The sequence below is a fragment of the Corynebacterium sp. J010B-136 genome, from assembly GCF_002967075.1.
In the GTDB taxonomy this organism is placed as follows: domain Bacteria; phylum Actinomycetota; class Actinomycetes; order Mycobacteriales; family Mycobacteriaceae; genus Corynebacterium.
Map to the genome: position 1 here is coordinate 51,593 of NZ_PUGE01000006.1, position 17,272 is coordinate 68,864.

Consider the following 17,272-nt stretch of genomic DNA (forward strand, 5'->3'; position numbering starts at 1 on the left):
GTGAATTGCAGGAAAAGGTGCCTACCTGGTGGGAATTATGCCCATGGGGTGGGTATTTTACGTAGACTGGTGAGCATGACTGATCAACAAACTCTAACTCGTGATCAAGAACGTGCGGAAGTACTGGACAAGGCTGCAAAGGCCAAAGAGGTAACCCCAGCGGTTGCCCGGCTGACCACTCCGCAGAAAAATGACATCTTGCTGGCAGCGGCAGATAACCTGGTTGCGCAGACCGACAAGATTCTGGCGGCCAATGAAGCAGACTTAAACGCTGGCCGTGCACGTGGCATGAGCGAATCTCTGCTGGACCGCTTGGCCCTAAGTACAGAGCGCATCGAAGGTATTGCGGGAGGCCTGCGCCAGGTTGCTGGTCTTTCCGATCCAGTAGGTGAGGTCCTCCAGGGCCGCCGCATGGACAATGGCATTGAGATGAAGCAGGTCCGCGTGCCTTTGGGCGTTATGGGCATGGTGTATGAGGCTCGCCCTAATGTCACTGTGGATGCCTTTGGCTTGGCATTGAAGTCCGGCAACGTCGCCCTGTTGCGCGGTTCGAAGTCGGCGCGAAATTCTAATGCGCAGCTGGTGGAGATTCTGCAGGAAACCCTGGCTAAGTTTGATGTCCCACGGGAGGCAGTGCAGCTTTTGCCATGTGAGTCGCATGATTCGGTGCAGGACCTCATCACGGCACGCGGCCTGGTGGATCTGGTTATCCCACGCGGTGGTGCAGGTTTGATTAACGCTGTTGTCACTGGTGCAACCGTGCCAACTATTGAAACCGGTACGGGTAATTGCCACTTCTACATTGATGCTTCGGCGGATATTGACAAGGCTATTGCGATGGCGCTGAACGGCAAGACCCGTCGCTGCTCAGTGTGCAATGCCACTGAAACCGTGCTGCTGGATGCGGCTTTGGATGATGAAGTCAAGCTGCGCGTCATTAAAGCATTCCAGGATGCTGGAGTTACCGTGCATGGCCATGTTGAGCAGCTGCAGACTGTTGGTGCCCAAGATGTGCACGAAGCAGAGCAGTGGAATGAAGAGCACTTAAGCTTTGATATCCGCATCGCGGTTGTTGATGGGGTTGATGGCGCCATTGCACATATTGCCAAATACACGACGGGCCATACGGAAGGTATTGCTGCGCAAGATGCTGATGTGTTGCTGCGCTTTGCTAATGAAGTGGATGCTGCAGCGGTTATGCTGAATGCTTCGACTGCCTTTACCGATGGTGAGGTGTACGGCATGGGAGCAGAGATCGGTATCTCCACGCAGAAGCTACACGCGCGTGGACCGATGGCCTTGCCTGAGCTAACCTCCACCAAGTGGATTTTGCAGGGCACCGGACAAACCCGTCCGTAGTCTGCAGATTACATAGTCGAATGAGCCGGGGTCATTCCCGGCTTTTTAACCGCGCCATTATGACGCACAAGGAGTTATAGGAAAATGAAGATTGTATTCATTGGCGCTGGTGCCATCGGCGGATACTACGGCGGCCAACTAGCCAAGGCCGGCCATGACATTACTTATGTTGTGCGTCCTGCAACCCGCAAGGTTATTGATGAAGAAGGTCTAACGCTCATTAGCCCTGAAGGCACAGAAAATATCACTAATGTCTCCACCGTCGGCAGCCTTGATGAGGTGGACTCAGCGGACCTGGTGATCTCAGCCATCAAGATTTTCGGTGAGCCAGAACTTCCAGAAAATCTGCCAGCGGGCGCGAAATTTATGACCACGGAAAACTCTGTGGAATACCCCATGTTGGCGCAGGAAAAATATGGTGCCGATAAAGTCATCCCCGCGGTGGTCCGAGCTTTTATCCACCGCGAAGGGCCAGCTACCGCGCACTTTATGGGCGGGGGAATGTCGTTGACTTTCGGTTCGTTGGACCCGGCTACAGAATCTGTGGTGCAAGAGTTCTTGGAGGCTCTAGAGCCAACGCCGATTAAGGCGAAGATGCATCCGGATATCCTTCGGGATGTGTGGATGAAGGCCATGCTGGTGACCTGCTTTGGCGCGCTCGGCGCGGTTATGGAAGAACCCATTGGGGTATTGCGCACAACCTACCGGGACACTTTGCAGGCACTGATGACAGAAGCAGCGAACGTGGCGCGCTCGGCTGGTATCCAGATGAAAGATGACGCGGTAGATATCGTCTTGTCCTTTACTGATGCGCAGCCAGAAGGCGGCACCGCTTCCATGCAGCGCGATATCCTAGACGGCCTGCACAGCGAGCTAGATTCCCAGGTCGGCGGCATCGTACGCTGTGCCAAGAAATACAACACCAGTGCTCCGCTGCACCAGCTTGCGTGGGAGACTCTAGCCGTGAAAAGCAACAAGCTCCGCGGGGAACAATAACACCCGCGGAGCGCAAGCGCTGCGAAAAGCTAGAACTTAATCCAGTCTGGTTTTAAGCGGCCATGACTTGGTTCCACTCAGCGCGCTTGGATAGCAGCTCGCGAGCTGCTTCCTTCGCGCCTTCCAGGGAGTGGGATTCGCCCCAGCCGCACTGGACTTCATTGGCTGCTGGAACCTCGGTGGCGTTGAGAACGTCATTGAGGCCCTTTTCCAAAATCTCGAGAAAATCCTCGGTTTCAACATTGAGCATGAGGGCATAAAAGCCGGTCTGGCAGCCCATTGGGGAAAAATCGATGAGCGCATCAGTGTGATTGCGCAGGTGCTCAGCCAGCATGTGCTCTAAGGAGTGCACGGTGGGCATCTCGAGGTGTTCAACATTAGGCTGCTTGAAGCGCACATCGTACTTCACCAGCACATCGCCACCAGGTAGTTCCTTGCGGTCAGCAATACGCACAAAGGGGGCAGCTACCGCGCGGTGGTCGAGATTAAAGGATTCAACGTTCATCTTCTGTGGAGTATCAGTCATGGCTCCCAGGGTAGTAGGAATCTTCTAAAAGTGTCCTTCCTGCAACCTAGAGCAGTCGGCGCTAGGATCTTGGTATGTCGATGTTGGAACGTGAGCTTGAATCAGCCCTTGTCAAAGCACTCAAAGGCCAGGAGTTCACCGGCGCTGACAGTGTGTGGGTCAAGCCCGTAGCAGGTATGGCTAATGCCTATATCGCAGTGGAGACACCTACCGGTTCGGCAGAATTTAGCGATGGTTCCCAAACGGCGTATGTCACGCCGGTATTCCGGTTGCTGGTAGATATCGGGCAGGTAGAAACCTTTCTCCCCGCAGATGCCACAGCAAATATGTATCGCTTTCACCAGCGCACATGGGGTGAGCTGTGGGTGCAGCGTCCTTTTGATTTAAGCGATATCATTCCCACCACCATCGGGGTGTGCTCGCAAGCGGAGATTCCTAAGCTCACCGAGCGTCAATTTCTGGGCCGATTGAAGATATTTGAAGATCAGATTGACCTGATGGCCTGGTCGATTCAGGGGTTGCTGGGGCTTTCGCTAGAGCTTGTCGATGGCTACCGGTTGTCCCCACTGCATTGGAAAACCGTCATGATGGTTCTGGCAGCCAATGGCAGGGATGGACGCGCAGCATTGGAGCACACGGCACGGCTTATCGATGCCCACTATGGAAACAACATCGGTGATGCCTTCTTAAAACTTCTTGATTCCGTTCCGATGGACCGGCTAAAGCTGTGGTACCTGGTCGGGTCAGATGAAGACCCGGAAGAATTTCAGATGCAGCCGCAGCCTAGGCCTGGAGCGATTGTGGCTTCGCGCGCCGGGTGGCGCCGCCAAAATATGCCCGCCCGTGCCCCGAGCGGCAAGCGCGTAGAAGCAATCGATCTCAATTGGCCGGCGGATGATATCGCCGGCTGGGTCGAGCACACCGTTGCGGTGGTACACGAGTTTTTAAACCGCGATGTATTTTTTGAGGTAGATTTTCAGTCGCTTAACTTCGCGCATGCCATGGCGCTGGAGTGTCAGCTCTTGGATACTTTCGCTGACTATGCTGATTTCTCCCAACCCCAGAATTTCTATCTGCAAACAGCCTACCTGCGGATATTTGGGGAATTCTACCGGCATCAGGTCCCAGACGCTCAGTGGGTGCAGCACCCGGCGGACCGGTGGCTGCACCCTGGTATTCAGCTGCCTGATGGGGACGTGGTGGACCTATTTGCCATCTGCGAGCAAATCTTCGATAAGCGCGATGGCATGGTCACGGGAAACGCTCTTCCTTTAGGCCAGTACTAGTTAGCGACGAAGAAGAGCTGTTTGTTCACGAACTCATCCATGCCCAGTGGACCGAGCTCGCGGCCATAGCCGGAGCGCTGGATACCGCCGAAAGGCATCTCGGCACCGGCGGTGCCAGGTGCGTTGACTGCCATCATGCCGGTTTCAATCTGTAGCGCGACTTCCTGTGCACGCTGGGTATCGGTGGAAAAGACCGAGCCGCCAAGACCGAAGAGGGAATCATTGGCCATTGCCACAGCTTCTTCATCCGTGGAGAACTTGTACACAGACGCCACTGGCCCGAAGAACTCCTCGTGGAAAGATTCAGAATCCATCGGGATATCGGTCAAGACCGTAGGTGAGTAGTAAGCACCGACTTCGGAGATAACGCCACCAGCGCGCACTGTGGCGCCATTGGAAGAAGCCTTTTCAATCTGCTTAGCCAAACGCTCAGCGGCCTCGCGCGAGGATAGCGGGCAGTACTTAGCCGCATCGCGGTCATCTGGAGTACCAGGTGTCATTTGCGTTGCCAGCTTAACCAGCTCTTCTACGAACTCATCGTAGATATCCTCATGCACAATCAAACGCTTGTTAGAAGTACACGATTGACCGGTATTAGACATCCGGGTCCACCATGCTTGCGCTGCAGCTTCAGCTACATTATCGGTGTCCAAAACGATATACGGGTCATTGCCACCGAGCTCGAGCACGGACTTCTTCAAGTTCTTTCCGGCATGGGCCGCGACGATTTCACCGGCGCGCTCGGAACCGGTCAGGGATACACCATGTACGCGATTATCGGCGATGATCTCCTCGACCTGATCGTGAGTAGCGAAAAGGTTGATGTAGACGCCCTTAGGCACGCCGGCATCATCAAGCAGCTTTTGGATAGCAAGTGCTGATCCGGCGCAAATTTCTGCATGCTTGAGCAAAATAGTATTGCCCAGCATCAAGTTTGGAGCGATAAAACGTGCCACCTGGTAATACGGGAAGTTCCACGGCATTACACCAAGCAGCGGACCCAGTGGCAGGCGGCGAATGACAGCCTTGCCGTCGGAATTGGTCGGGATTTCTTCATCGGCAGCAAACTGCGCACCGTTGTCGGCGTAGTACTTCAAAATTGAGGCGCAGTACTTAACCTCACCGACTGCTTCGCCCATGCGCTTGCCCATCTCTTGTGCAGCAATCTGCGCGAGTTCAACGCGGCGTTCCAACATGAGGTCTGCAATCTTGTGCACGACTTCTGCGCGGTCTGCGAAGGATAGCTTCGACCATGATTTATATGCCTGGGCAGAATCATCCAGTGCAATATTAATATCCGCATCGCTGGTGAAATCGTATGTTGCGACGATTTCATCATTGACCGGATTTTGGGTGCGATACTGTTGCATTCTTCATCCTCGCTTAGTCATCGAAATTGTGGGAACTGGATCCCACTGTAGGTAAAAATGTGACCTGCGGCCATGTTTTCCCTAGTTAACGGCGATGAACTGTGCGAATAGATGCTAGTTCTGAAACCTATGCGTTACTTTTGCACAACGTCTTGAACGTTGAGAGTTGTGGTGGTTGGGTCATCGTCGGTGACAAAAGCCGGAATGCCAAGGTATTGCTCAGCCTTTGCTCCATCGAATGCGGGGTTGGAATCACGCAAGAACATAAATTCCTTCAGCGCCGGAATCGATCCCGTGATGTCCACAAACTCATACGGTGTGCCGGACTCATCCAAAACCTTGTGCGCATCAACGCAATCAGGGCAGAGCATGGTGCCGTAGAACTTCAATGCCATTTCTTTATACCTTTCCTTAAATTACTTCACGTCGGAAATAGAAAGTGTCAGCTCACCATTGTCTTTCACAAATGCGGGAATGCCGATGCGGCCTTCTGCCCGCGCAACATCGAATAGCGCGCTGGAATCACGCAGCTGCAAAAATTCCTTGAGGTTATCTTTTGATGCGATGACATCAAAGAATTCATACTCGGTGCCTGCTTCATCTAATTCTGCGATGGCAGCGCGGCACCGTGAGCATTCAATGGAACCGTAAAATTTCATTTTCGATCTCCTCGTGGTGGTGATGCTCCGAGTCTAAAACTCATCAATGACAAGCTTTTTCATCTTCAGCATGTTCTCAAAACCGTGAGGCTTCGACAGCAGGTCCGGAAGATTTTGCGGAGCTATCTGCCAGCTTAGTCCGAATTTATCTTCCAACCAGCCACATTGTTCTGCCTCTGGCGATGCTGAGAGCGCATTCCAGTAATGGTCAAGCTCTCTTTGGTCTTGCACGAACAGCATGAAAGAGACCGCCGGGGTGAAGGTAATATCCTGCGCAACCCCGGAATCCGCGGCGGCAAACCAGTGGTTGAAAATGTGGAAATCTGAAAAGGCAACATGCGATGGTTGGGGGATAGCATCTGGTGAATTTTTATCACCGGCGACGCCCATCGTTTCGTAGGTGACGCGGTTTGCAAGGGCTGCGACATCGAAAAGCTCTGTGTAATAGTCCACTGCCTCGGTGGCTTTACCCTGTGCTGCACCGCAAAACATCAAGCTCGGCACAATGAATGGTCGCGGCTCATTATCTGGGTTGCTCAGCATGAGCTGCCAGTTAAAGCCAAAGCGGTCTGTTACCCAACCGTAGAGCTTGCTAAATGGATATTCACCCAGTTCCATGAGGATTTCACCGTCCGCGGTGAGCGCGTTCCACACGCGTTTGAGGTCGGCCTCGGCATCTTGGCGCTGGGAAGGATCGAAGTTGAGAAAGAAGCTGATGGAGGGATTAGGCGTGGCATAAGGCCCGCCGTTAATCAAGGTGATGCGGTAGTCCTCGATGACTACGTCCGTGGTAATTGCTTCGCCAGTGTCTGGGTGGCTAAAGCCTTTTTGGACATGCGCATTGGGGAGTACGGACGCATAGAAGTTGGCGGCCTGGTCAATATTTTGGTCAAACCATAAGTTCGGCACTATCTTCTGCATAGTGCTCAGCGTACTCGCCAGGGTGCCTATTTAATAGGGTGTTTATTTCGCCTTGTGCTTGTCGATGAGTACTTCGATACCATCCAAAACAACCGAGATTGCGAAATCTAGCTGCTGATCATCGGTGGTCAAAATAGGAAGCTTGGCAACTTCGTGCAGGAGCGGGAAGATATCCCGGTTCTCGTCATTGAGTGCTTCTTCTAGAAGCTCGTGGCGTAGTGCGGCTGTAGAATTACGCGCGATAACTACGTCGCGAGTAAAAGCTGCGCAGGCATTATTGATGACAGCAAAACTGCGAATAGCGGTGTCTAGATCCAAACCAGCATCAGTTAAAGAGCGCAGCACCATCTCCGAAGAACGCAAGAAGGGCGCGGCGTTGTTGGAACCGGTGCGCAGGTAATCAGTTAGTAATCCGGCGGCGAGCATGCCTTTGGCATTGCTGTGGGCAAAGGCTAGAGCTACAGTGCGCCAGTCGGCATCATCGGGGATGCTTAACTCTTCGAAAGCCTCAGTAAATTCCATCGCCGCGACGATAGAAAGGAGGTTCTCCCGGTCGTGGACGTAGTGGTTTAAAGCCTTGCGGTCAACGCCCAAGGAATTGGCTACGGCTTGCATACTCAGCTGGTTTTGCGGCAGAGCGCGAGCTGCGTCGACAATCTTTTCAATGTTCAATCCCGCACGGTGGCCACGTGGGCGACGGAATTTTTTCGCGTTTTGCTCAGTCGCAGATGAGCTCACAGCTGCTGATACCGGGGCAGCTGATTCGTAGGTATTCACGGATGTTTTATTGGTCCCAGACACGAGTTCAAGAATACAAACTTGTGGGGTTCGCAGCAGGCTTTTGGCGAAGGCATATACCTATTATGGGTACACGCAGCAACTTTAAGCTCTATGTGGGGGTAGTCGGGTGTGGCGTAGGTTTCATTTCATTTTGTGTCGGTGTCATCAACTTCCGATATTTGCAATCGATTGAAGAAGCTATGGATCTGATTAACCACGGGTTTCTCGGGCAATAAAGTTAAAGCTTGTAGTGACTTTTCTGTGCGCTTGCTGTTAGTGGATATTTATTCATTAAACGGTACGGGGGTATTCTCCCGTCATTGTTCACAGGCTGTACGGATTCCGGAGCCAATGGCGTGCTTTATCTTTCGCCTTATCTTTTAGGGAAATTAAGATTTGTGGTTCCTTAGGGTTACTTCGGTAAGCTAAGGCTAAATGTACTTGGAGTGATTCCTTGTAAAACCGGTTGGAGCGAATGCTTTATGGACGAAATGCTGTCGAACTTCCCATTCTGGGGAGCCTGGATATTCATGTATATCCTCGGCACCTTGCGCGGCCAGGGGACCTACTGGATAGGACGAGGCGCCTCCAGCGCAGCAACGCACGTGGGCTCTGAGGAAGATCACGATAGTAAATGGGCCAAGATTAAAGCCTGGCTCAACAGCGATAGAACAAAGACAGGGCGAACTCTCGTTCATAAGATCGGTGTCGTCGCCGTGCCACTGAGCTATCTCACCGTCGGCTTGCAAACGGCAGTGCTTGCCGCGGCAGGACTGGTTCGTATCCAGTGGTGGAAATTTACCGTCGCGCAGATCCCCGGTGCGATTGCCTGGGCAACCATCTATAGCGGTGTTGGCCTTGCCGGTTGGAGTGCTGTCCTCGCGATATTCACCGGTGACGGCATTGTCCCTGCGCTTGGCCTGATTGTGGTCTTGGCTATCGTTATTGTCGCCATCGTATTTCTGACCAAGGAAGTACGTAAGGAATCCGCAGCTAAGTCTAAGTCCAAAGCAGCCAATGGAAACCCAGGAGATATTGCTGCGGCACCCGCACAAGATGATCATGCAAAGTCTAAGCGCTAAGTGCTGGCAACGATGTAGCGTTTGTCATTAAATGAATGACAATGTCCGCTGTGCTCCCAGAAGGAGCGCAGCGGACATTGTGGTTTCTAGCTCTTACTTATTAGCGTAAGCATTGCGGATACCGATGTACTGCACCGTGGTGTATTCCTCGATGCCCTCGGCGCCGCCTTCGCGGCCCATGCCGGACTGCTTGACTCCACCGAAGGGGGCAGCAGCGTTGGAGATAACACCAGCATTCGCGCCCATGAGGCCAAATTCCAGGCCATCAGCGACGCGGAACATGCGGTCAATGCTTTCGGTGTAGACATAAGATGCCAAACCGAATTCGGTGTCATTGGCAATCTTGAGTGCTTCATCCTCATCCGAGAAGGTGATGATTGGCGCTACTGGGCCGAAGATCTCTTCCTGAGCAACGCGCATGTCAGGGGAGACATTGGTCAAGACGGTTGGCTTGTAGAAGTAGCCAGCGCCCTCAAGCTTTTCGCCGCCGACGAGAACCGTCGCGCCCTTTTCCACGGCATCATCAACGAAGGATGCGATGGAATCCTGAGCCTTCTTCTCAACCAGTGGGCCACAGGTGATGCCTTCTTCAAGGCCATTACCGAGGTTCAGTGCCGCAATCTTGTCAGCGAACTTCTTGGAGAACTCTTCAGCTACGGACTCGTGGATGATGAAGCGGTTAGCGGCGGTGCAAGCTTCACCGATGTTGCGCATCTTGGCGCCCATTGCGCCTTCGACTGCCTGGTCAATGTCGGCATCTTCGAAGACGATAAATGGAGCGTTACCGCCGAGTTCCATGGAGGTGCGCAGAACGTTATCTGCAGCAGCCTTGAGCAAGGTCTTGCCCACTGGGGTAGAACCAGTGAAAGACACCTTGCGCAAACGGGAGTCTGCCATGACTGGGCCAGAGATTGCGGATGCAGAGTTACCGCAGACAACGTTGAGAACGCCAGCTGGCAGACCAGCATCGATCATGGTCTGAGCGAAGTATTGCGCGGTTAGAGGGGTGAGCTTTGCAGCCTTTAGCACCATGGTGCAGCCAGCTGCGACAGCTGGAGCGACCTTACGGGTTGCCATTGCCAGTGGGAAGTTCCATGGAGTAATCAGCAAGCATGGGCCAACCGGCTTGCGGCGGGTAATCATGTTGAGGGTGCCTTCAGGAGCTGGGAAGGAACGGCCATAATCACGGACCGCTTCCTCAGCGAACCAACGCAAGAATTCGCCGCCGTAGGTAACCTCGCCGCGGGCTTCAGCCAAAGGCTTGCCCATCTCCAAGGTCATCAAGGTGGCGAAGATTTCCGCGCGCTCTTGAACCAAGTTGAAAGCGCGGGACAAAATTGCGGAGCGCTCACGTGGGGAAGTTGCTGCCCACTCATCTTGGACTGCACAAGCTGCATCCAGCGCAGCCATTGCATCCGCTTCACCTGCAGAAGCAAGCGTTGCAATAACTTCACCAGTCGCAGGGTTTTCCACATCAAAGGTTGCGCCGTCCTGTGCGTCAACCCACTGGCCATTGATTAATAAGCCGGTTGGAACGTGGGACAAAACCTCTGAGATGTTTGCAGTCATTTAAATCTCCTTCATAATCTTTCTTGACCTCATCCACATTAGTCCGAAATATAGATTTGTGGGACAAAAATTTAGCTGTTCATTAGCCGTATGTATGTGTGTTAGCCCACAAGCGACTGGGCAATGAGTACAATTGATGCTCCGATGGAGACAATGACGACCATCCGGTTGAGTATTTTGCGATCAACAAAGCGATTAAAGTAGTTCGCAGCCACAAGCCCTAAGACAGCCAGTGGCAAATAAATCAGTGCGTACTTCAACTGATACGTGGTCACCTGGCCACCAAGTGCCAAGGTAACCATGGAGACAATACTGCCGAACACGAAGGTAGCGGCTAGGGTGCCGCGGGCTTTGGCAGGATTAAAGGTCTTCATCAACAGCGCCATGGGCGGGCCACCAATTGAAGTCGAGGTACCGAGAAAGCCGGACAGCGCACCAGCGATAACGGTGTTTCCAACATTGACCTTGGGAGTCCAGCCCAAAGAGCTTAAGACCATGGTGAAAATGACCGCACAGCCAATAAATAGCTGCAGCGAATTGGTCGACAACACCGCCAGCGCCCATACCGCCAAGAAAGTGCCGGGAAGACGGGCGATGTTGGAATATAACACCATCTTCCAGTCAGTTTCTGCCCACGCACGATGCAAAGTGGAACAAGCGATGATAAAGGCTAGACAGAGCACGACAACAGGAACCAGATCTGGTTTCAAAAGCGCCATGATGGGCGTTGAGATCGTCCCGAGCCCGAAGCCAATAACACCCTGGACGGTCGCACCAATAAAGATGATAAGCCCTAAGAAGATATAGGGCAGTGCGTCATGGGAGAAAATGATGTCCACTTCGGGCTAGCCTTTCTTCGGCGTGTATAGAACCGCACCATAGCGTACGCGCACCGTAATTGCATTGGGCAATCGGGAGCTGGCGCAAAAATGCTGTTGCAGCTGCCGGGCATTGTTTAGGCTTAGAGCCATGACTGAATTCGAAGATGTCTCAGGCGTTGGTAGACCAGCACACCAAGCCCTGGCCGAGAATGGCTATCCAAACCTTGAGTCACTGCATGGTGCAAACTATCAGGACTTGCTGGCGATGCACGGCATCGGCAAGCGCGGCTTAGAGCGCTTGCAAGCAGCTCTTGTCGCGCAAGGTCTCAGCCTTAGCGGCAACATCCCCGAGCCCAGCCCAAGTAAGAACCAGTGGACAATTGGTCATACCGGTGTCCAAGATAAAGACATTAAAACCCATGCTGGTAGCGACGATGATCTGCAGGCGTATCTTTCCACTCTGGAGGGCCGGCGCGTAGACCATGCAGCACTGCTGCTGGAGATATTCGCCCGCGCGACCGGTGATGCACCACGGCTGTGGGGGCCGTCCATGATCGGCTACGGCGAAGCACACTATAAATATGCAACTGGGCGCGAGGGAGATACTTTTCGGGTGGGCTTCTCACCGCGTAAAGCGAAGCTATCGCTTTATGGAATACAAGAAAGCCCACGCTGGGATGAACTCAGCGCGCAGCTAGGTAAGCACACCACGGGTGCTTCCTGTGTTTATGTCAATAAACCGGAAGACATTGACCTAGAAGTATTAGAGGTACTTATTCGCGAATCCTGGGAGCATGGTCCCAACGATTGCTAGAGGCGTGCCGTGGTGTTTTCATTATCCGCGATTTGCTGCAAACGCTCGGCGGTAGTTAGACCAGAAACCACCACGGCAGATCCACCAGCGGCGAGAGGATGTAAAACGCTGACTGTAAATCCTTCTTTGTCATGCCAGCCCGTCGACAGTAGTCGGGAGGCCGAACCTGCATCAGGGAAAAGCTCGGGCAAAGGCGTTGTTTGACCAAAGTAGTCATCGCCATAAAACCGTACGGTAGGTCCGAAATCGATAGCTCCTGAAGGAAGCTCCCCGCCGGCTTCAACGACGCCACGGCCAAAAGGATCATCGGTAACTAAAACAACATCAGGCGCGGATCCATCAAAGGAGGTAGCGACATCACCGACGCTGTAGAGATCAAATTTATCGGGGGAAGTAAAGACCGCATCTGCTTGCAGCTGCGACGCCGCATCTGCTTGCAGCTGCGACGCCGCATCAGCGTCATCATCTGCTAACGAGGAATTCGCGAAATCGAATTCGATGCCGCCAGCCAAGGCGCCCAGTGCGATAACTGCAGCCTGCCAAGTGACGGGTAAATCAATCAGCAGCGCAGAGTCATCATCTAATTCCAGCTCTTCTTCTAACATATTGGCAATCTTGGCGACCCAATTTTCCAAAGTCTGCGCAGAGAAATCCATGCGGGCGCCCGTGGATTCGTTATAAACGGTTAGGCGGGGAGCTGCAGCATCGGCGTTTAATAAATGATTAAGCATGTCCATACCTGCCCATCGTAGGCAAAACCCCGCTGGTGCTCCGTTGTAAATCTCAAACGGGCAGCACAGCGGGGTAGGGATGAGCGGAAAGGCTTAGTTCACACAGCGTGGGCCATCGCCGCCAGCGTCAATTTCTGGGCTGACTTCTGCAGCACCGAAGTCTTCGCCTGGGGTACCGACGGTGTCTTCTGGGCTTGGCTCATTTTGTGAGGTCTCAGGTTCGGTTTCGGATTCATCCAAAGGTCCGGTGTAGTCATCAGCGGTGACAACTACCAAGGAAGAAGCATCGAGGCCTTCATTAGCGGTGATCGGTAGACCACCGAGCTGTTCAGACAGTGCGATAGCACGTGGGTCCGAAGGATCCGCGGCGACGATCTGCGACTCGAAGTAAACCCCTGGCATCGCATTCGAGGTCTTTTCGATGGTGTAGCCAGTTTTCTCGAGCCATGCTGCCAAGCCACTGGCCATACCGGAGACGGTGCCGGCGTTGAGCACGTGCAGGGAAAGATCATCTGCAACGGGGGTTTCGCCGGTGTCTGATGATTCTTCGTCGGCAGGCTTTTCTTCTGGAGCAGGTGCTTCCGAAGAAGGATCGGCTACTGCCAAGTCCTCGAAGAACTTGTGCACCTGGTTCGGATCCACGGTCACGATAGATTCGCCATAGTCACCGGTGCCATCAACAGAAGTAACCGGGATGGTGTTGAAGGTGACATTGCCGCCAGCGAGATTAGCCATCTGCGTAGCAAAGCCCATCACATCCCAGTTCTCATCAATGATTACTGAGCGTTCCACAGCTTCCGAAATCTTGCTCAATTTTCCAGGCGAAGTTAGCGTGCCAGTGGAAAGCACTTTGTTAACCAAAGACGCCATAAACGCCTGCTGGCGAACGATGCGGTCTAAGTCATTGCGTGGCAGGCCGTAGCGTTGACGAACAAAGGACAAAGCCTCAGCGCCATCGAGCGTCGATTCGCCAGCGGGGAACTTAGCACCAGACATTGGGTCATCAACTGCATTGTTAAGACAGACATCGACACCGTCCACAGCGTTGGTCAGCAGCACAAAGCCGAGAAGGCCGACCTCGGCGTAGTGGTCAATTTCAATATCTGTCAGCCCGCGAATGGTATCGAGCAAGGCAGCACGACCGGCATCAACGCCGGCCTGTTCGATTTGTTTTTCAGAAAGCTTCTCGGAATCATCCGAGGCAGCTTCATTGGCAGTCACCAATTCATCGACCTTGGCGGACTTGTGTGCTGCGTATACACCGTTGATCTTCATGTTGCCGTGCTCCGCATCATGAACATAGGTATCACGAGGAATCGACACGGCGGTGGCACGCGAGCCATCGTCAGGCACGCGGATAACCATTATGGTGTCGGTGTTTTCTTCGCCGTCATCAACACCAGCGTGAAGTGCCGCAAGTTCCTCATCAGACAAACGGTTACCGTGTGCATCTGAGCGGGAGTCTGAACCAACGAGCAAAATATCGACTGCGCCATCGACATTATTTTTAAAGCCCTGGCCGCCATTTCCGTCACCGCCCAAATTCAGATTGGAGGCAGAAGACATTCCTCCGCCAAGGCGACCGACGGTAAAATAACCAACGCCTGATACCAACAGCACGATGACAGACAAGAGCGCAATGATTGTTTTCACTGCTGCAGAACCTGTCTGAGTTGTCACCGGAGCACTCGTTGGCGCAGGCTGGATATCGCGCGCCTTCCGGAAATTCTCAGAGCTCACTTATATTTCGCTTCCCAATTATCTAAGCGGGCAGGGTTTAAGATCCATCATTCTATGGCATAGAACCATGAAAACCGCATAATGATTCTCCCCGGCGCCTGCGCCAAGCGCCTTTACTAATGCGCAAATGACAATCAATGCAGCTAAGTAGCCGTGAAAACACGCGCGAGGAGGTACCCATCACATAGTTATACGACGCACAGTGTCAATTGCGAAGGATGGCGGAAAGCTTGGGTACGCTAAGGGCCATCGTGAACGACTCAACTTCTTTTTCCACACCAAGCGAACCGGGTAACCGGGCGCCGCTGGGGATTGTCACGGTGACTTATTCACCGGGCGAGTACCTCAGCCGCTTTATCGACTCCATTCCTACTGCGGTGTCCCAAAAAGCGCGCGTTGTTCTCGCGGACAACGGTTCTACCGATGGCGTGCCCGAGCACACAGCCCAGCAGTACGAGTGGGTGGAATTTCTAGATACCGGTGGAAACCTTGGCTATGGCGGCGGCATGAACGCGGGAGCTAACGCTTTGCGCCCCGCGCGGGAAGCCGGGGAGATAGATACAGAATTTCTCCTCCTAGTGAATCCGGATGTGGAATTTAACGCGGGAAGCATCGACAAGCTAATTGCATGTGCCCGCAGATGGGACAAAGCTGGTTCCGTTGGGCCAAAGATCGTGGAGCCGGATGGCGCAATTTATCCTTCGGCACGTGCTATCCCCAGCATTATAAATGGCATTGGCCACGCAATCTTTGCTGATATCTGGCCTTCAAATCCGTGGTCTAAGTCCTACCGCGACGACGATGATATGGATACCGAAAGGGTTTCTGGCTGGCTATCGGGCTCCTGCTTGCTAGTGCGCTGGAATGCTTTCGATGCCATTGGTGGCTTTGATGAGCGCTACTTTATGTATCTCGAAGACATCGACTTAGCAGACCGGATGAGCCGTGCGGGCTACCTTAATATCTTCTGCCCAGATGCCACGATTAATCACGCGCAAGGACATTCCACGGCCGTGCATTCCAAAAAGATGCTGCGTGCCCACCATGATTCTGCATATCGCTTCATTTCTGACCGGCATCCAAAGCCGTGGCAGGCGCCGTTGCGGTGGGTAATTAAAACCGGCCTGCAGATTCGTTCTAGGATGCTTAGTTCTTAAAGCTAAAGCCCGCGCCGCAGCGCGCAAAATAGCTGACAACGCATACAATTTATTCACTACCTCATCAAGAACTGAAAGGTTGCCTCCATGGCGAATAGCGTTCACGGCGCAGCAAGCGACGATAATTCAGGTGTCGCTGATGTGCAGCCTGCCACCACGCGGGCAGTAGACGCGGTGATTTTGGTCGGAGGACGCGGCACCCGCTTGCGCCCATTGACCATCGGTACCCCAAAGCCCATGCTGCCGACCGCCAATCACCCTTTCCTGCAGCACTTGCTGGCACGTATTAAAGCCGCCGGCATCACACACGTGGTGATGTCGACCTCTTTTAAAGCGGAGATTTTTGAAGAGTACTTCGGCGACGGCTCAGACATGGGCTTAGAGATTGAATACGTTGTCGAAGACACCGCGCTCGGCACCGGCGGCGGAATTCGCAATGTCTATGACCACCTGCGTCATGACACCGTCATGGTCTTTAACGGTGATATTTTGTCCGGGATGGATCTCGGCGGCATCCTGGATACGCACCACAGCAAAGATGCGGACTTGACCATGCATCTTCTCAACGTGCGTGACCCGCGTGCCTTTGGCTGCGTACCAACTGATGACGATGGCCGAGTGCTGGAATTTTTGGAAAAGACTGAAGATCCTCCGACCAATCAGATCAACGCTGGTTGCTACGTCTTTAAAAAAGACTTGATTGCTACCATTCCAGAAAACCGCGTGGTTTCCGTTGAGCGGGAGACCTTCCCAGGTGTGTTGGAAGAAGGCTACAAGGTCTTTGGTCACGTGGATAATTCCTACTGGCGCGATATGGGCCGTCCCGATGACTTCGTTCGCGGTTCCTCCGACCTAGTCCGCGGAATTGCACACTCGCCACTGCTGGAAGGCAAAACCGGCGAATCCCTGGTGGATCCATCGGCAGGCGTTGCCGGTGGAGTGCTCTTGCTTTCTGGCACCTCAGTTGGCCGGGGCAGTGAAATTGGTGCGGGCTGCCGCCTCGATGGCACCGTCATCTTCGATGGTGTGACCATTGAACCTGGCGCCCATATTGCCAATTCCATTATTGCTTCCGGGGCACGCATTGGCGCGAATGCCCATATTGAAGACTGCGTCATTGGTGAAGGCGCGCTTATCGGCGCGCGTTGTGAATTGCTCAATGGGATGCGAATCTTCCCCGGTGTAGATATTCCAGACGCCGGTGTGCGGTTTAGCTCTGATGCTTAGAATCACCGGCTTGTTTTAGAAGGAGGGACACGTGCATTTTGCTAGCACGTGTCCCTCCTTTTTCATGAGCATTCCTAGTTGGATGGGCAGGAACAGAAGTGCAATTGTTCACAGCTGGATCCCAGAAAACCAGGAAAGTGGCGCGACACGCCGTAGTTTCCTGAAAATAGTTCACATACTTTGCAGGCAGCACTACATGTAGTACCCCCGCAAAGTAGCCCTTGCCATGAACTC

Annotated in this window: 17 protein-coding genes; 7 read left to right on the top strand and 10 right to left on the bottom strand. The window is 53.4% G+C overall.

Annotation, left to right across the window (positions count from 1 at the left end):
• The first annotated feature begins 75 nt into the window (after window positions 1–75).
• Both C5Y44_RS10210 and C5Y44_RS10215 read left to right on the top strand, forming a co-directional pair.
• Complete coding sequence (locus tag C5Y44_RS10210) at window positions 76–1,359, top strand: glutamate-5-semialdehyde dehydrogenase (protein ID WP_105324847.1); 1,284 nt, start codon at window positions 76–78, stop codon at window positions 1,357–1,359.
• An 84-nt stretch (window positions 1,360–1,443) separates the two neighbouring features.
• A complete protein-coding gene (locus tag C5Y44_RS10215) occupies window positions 1,444–2,355 on the top strand; it encodes a 2-dehydropantoate 2-reductase (RefSeq protein ID WP_105324848.1) in 912 nt (303 codons plus the stop codon).
• Between the two features lie 52 nt (window positions 2,356–2,407).
• On the opposite strand, the gene C5Y44_RS10220 is transcribed toward C5Y44_RS10215, so the two are convergent.
• Window positions 2,408–2,881: an S-ribosylhomocysteine lyase gene (locus C5Y44_RS10220; RefSeq protein ID WP_066795763.1), complete on the bottom strand. Its 474-nt coding sequence runs from the start codon at window positions 2,879–2,881 to the stop codon at window positions 2,408–2,410.
• A 74-nt stretch (window positions 2,882–2,955) separates the two neighbouring features.
• Here C5Y44_RS10220 and C5Y44_RS10225 point away from each other — a divergent pair, with 74 nt between their 5' ends.
• Window positions 2,956–4,167, top strand: a complete 1,212-nt coding sequence (locus tag C5Y44_RS10225; RefSeq protein WP_105324849.1) for a hypothetical protein — start codon at window positions 2,956–2,958, stop codon at window positions 4,165–4,167.
• On the opposite strand, the gene C5Y44_RS10230 is transcribed toward C5Y44_RS10225, so the two are convergent.
• From C5Y44_RS10230 to C5Y44_RS10250, 5 genes are all read right to left on the bottom strand, one after another.
• Complete coding sequence (locus tag C5Y44_RS10230) at window positions 4,164–5,537, bottom strand: NAD-dependent succinate-semialdehyde dehydrogenase (RefSeq protein WP_105324850.1); 1,374 nt, start codon at window positions 5,535–5,537, stop codon at window positions 4,164–4,166. The genes C5Y44_RS10225 and C5Y44_RS10230 overlap by 4 nt on opposite strands.
• A gap of 134 nt (window positions 5,538–5,671) precedes the next feature.
• The gene (locus C5Y44_RS10235) at window positions 5,672–5,932 is read right to left on the bottom strand and encodes a glutaredoxin (protein ID WP_066795749.1); all 261 of its coding nucleotides are present in this window, start codon (window positions 5,930–5,932) and stop codon (window positions 5,672–5,674) included.
• A 21-nt stretch (window positions 5,933–5,953) separates the two neighbouring features.
• Window positions 5,954–6,196, bottom strand: coding sequence for a glutaredoxin (locus tag C5Y44_RS10240; protein WP_105324851.1), 243 nt, complete (start codon window positions 6,194–6,196; stop codon window positions 5,954–5,956).
• A gap of 33 nt (window positions 6,197–6,229) precedes the next feature.
• The gene (locus C5Y44_RS10245) at window positions 6,230–7,117 is read right to left on the bottom strand and encodes a VOC family protein (RefSeq protein ID WP_105324852.1); all 888 of its coding nucleotides are present in this window, start codon (window positions 7,115–7,117) and stop codon (window positions 6,230–6,232) included.
• A gap of 42 nt (window positions 7,118–7,159) precedes the next feature.
• On the bottom strand, window positions 7,160–7,918 hold the full coding sequence (locus C5Y44_RS10250; RefSeq protein ID WP_233189951.1) for a TetR/AcrR family transcriptional regulator C-terminal domain-containing protein: 759 nt from the start codon (window positions 7,916–7,918) through the stop codon (window positions 7,160–7,162).
• 461 nt (window positions 7,919–8,379) lie between these two features.
• Here C5Y44_RS10250 and C5Y44_RS10260 point away from each other — a divergent pair, with 461 nt between their 5' ends.
• A complete protein-coding gene (locus C5Y44_RS10260) occupies window positions 8,380–8,979 on the top strand; it encodes a DedA family protein (protein WP_105324854.1) in 600 nt (199 codons plus the stop codon).
• A gap of 93 nt (window positions 8,980–9,072) precedes the next feature.
• Here C5Y44_RS10260 and C5Y44_RS10265 read toward each other — a convergent pair whose 3' ends face one another.
• A complete protein-coding gene (locus tag C5Y44_RS10265; protein WP_105324855.1) occupies window positions 9,073–10,548 on the bottom strand; it encodes an NAD-dependent succinate-semialdehyde dehydrogenase in 1,476 nt (491 codons plus the stop codon).
• A 101-nt stretch (window positions 10,549–10,649) separates the two neighbouring features.
• A complete protein-coding gene (locus tag C5Y44_RS10270) occupies window positions 10,650–11,387 on the bottom strand; it encodes a sulfite exporter TauE/SafE family protein (protein ID WP_105324856.1) in 738 nt (245 codons plus the stop codon).
• Between the two features lie 130 nt (window positions 11,388–11,517).
• Here C5Y44_RS10270 and C5Y44_RS10275 point away from each other — a divergent pair, with 130 nt between their 5' ends.
• Window positions 11,518–12,183, top strand: a complete 666-nt coding sequence (locus tag C5Y44_RS10275) for a DUF1801 domain-containing protein (RefSeq protein ID WP_105324857.1) — start codon at window positions 11,518–11,520, stop codon at window positions 12,181–12,183.
• Here the strand turns inward: C5Y44_RS10275 and C5Y44_RS10280 are convergent.
• Both C5Y44_RS10280 and C5Y44_RS10285 read right to left on the bottom strand, forming a co-directional pair.
• Window positions 12,180–12,920, bottom strand: coding sequence for a TIGR03089 family protein (locus tag C5Y44_RS10280; protein WP_105324858.1), 741 nt, complete (start codon window positions 12,918–12,920; stop codon window positions 12,180–12,182). The genes C5Y44_RS10275 and C5Y44_RS10280 overlap by 4 nt on opposite strands.
• Window positions 12,921–13,007: 87 nt before the next feature.
• The gene (locus C5Y44_RS10285) at window positions 13,008–14,654 is read right to left on the bottom strand and encodes an LCP family protein (RefSeq protein WP_199186032.1); all 1,647 of its coding nucleotides are present in this window, start codon (window positions 14,652–14,654) and stop codon (window positions 13,008–13,010) included.
• A gap of 251 nt (window positions 14,655–14,905) precedes the next feature.
• On the opposite strand from C5Y44_RS10285, the gene C5Y44_RS10290 reads away from it, so the two are divergent.
• The gene (locus C5Y44_RS10290) at window positions 14,906–15,811 is read left to right on the top strand and encodes a glycosyltransferase family 2 protein (RefSeq protein WP_233189952.1); all 906 of its coding nucleotides are present in this window, start codon (window positions 14,906–14,908) and stop codon (window positions 15,809–15,811) included.
• Window positions 15,812–15,898: 87 nt separating this feature from the next.
• Window positions 15,899–17,038, top strand: a complete 1,140-nt coding sequence (locus tag C5Y44_RS10295; protein ID WP_079005557.1) for a sugar phosphate nucleotidyltransferase — start codon at window positions 15,899–15,901, stop codon at window positions 17,036–17,038.
• Window positions 17,039–17,272 lie beyond the last annotated feature (234 nt).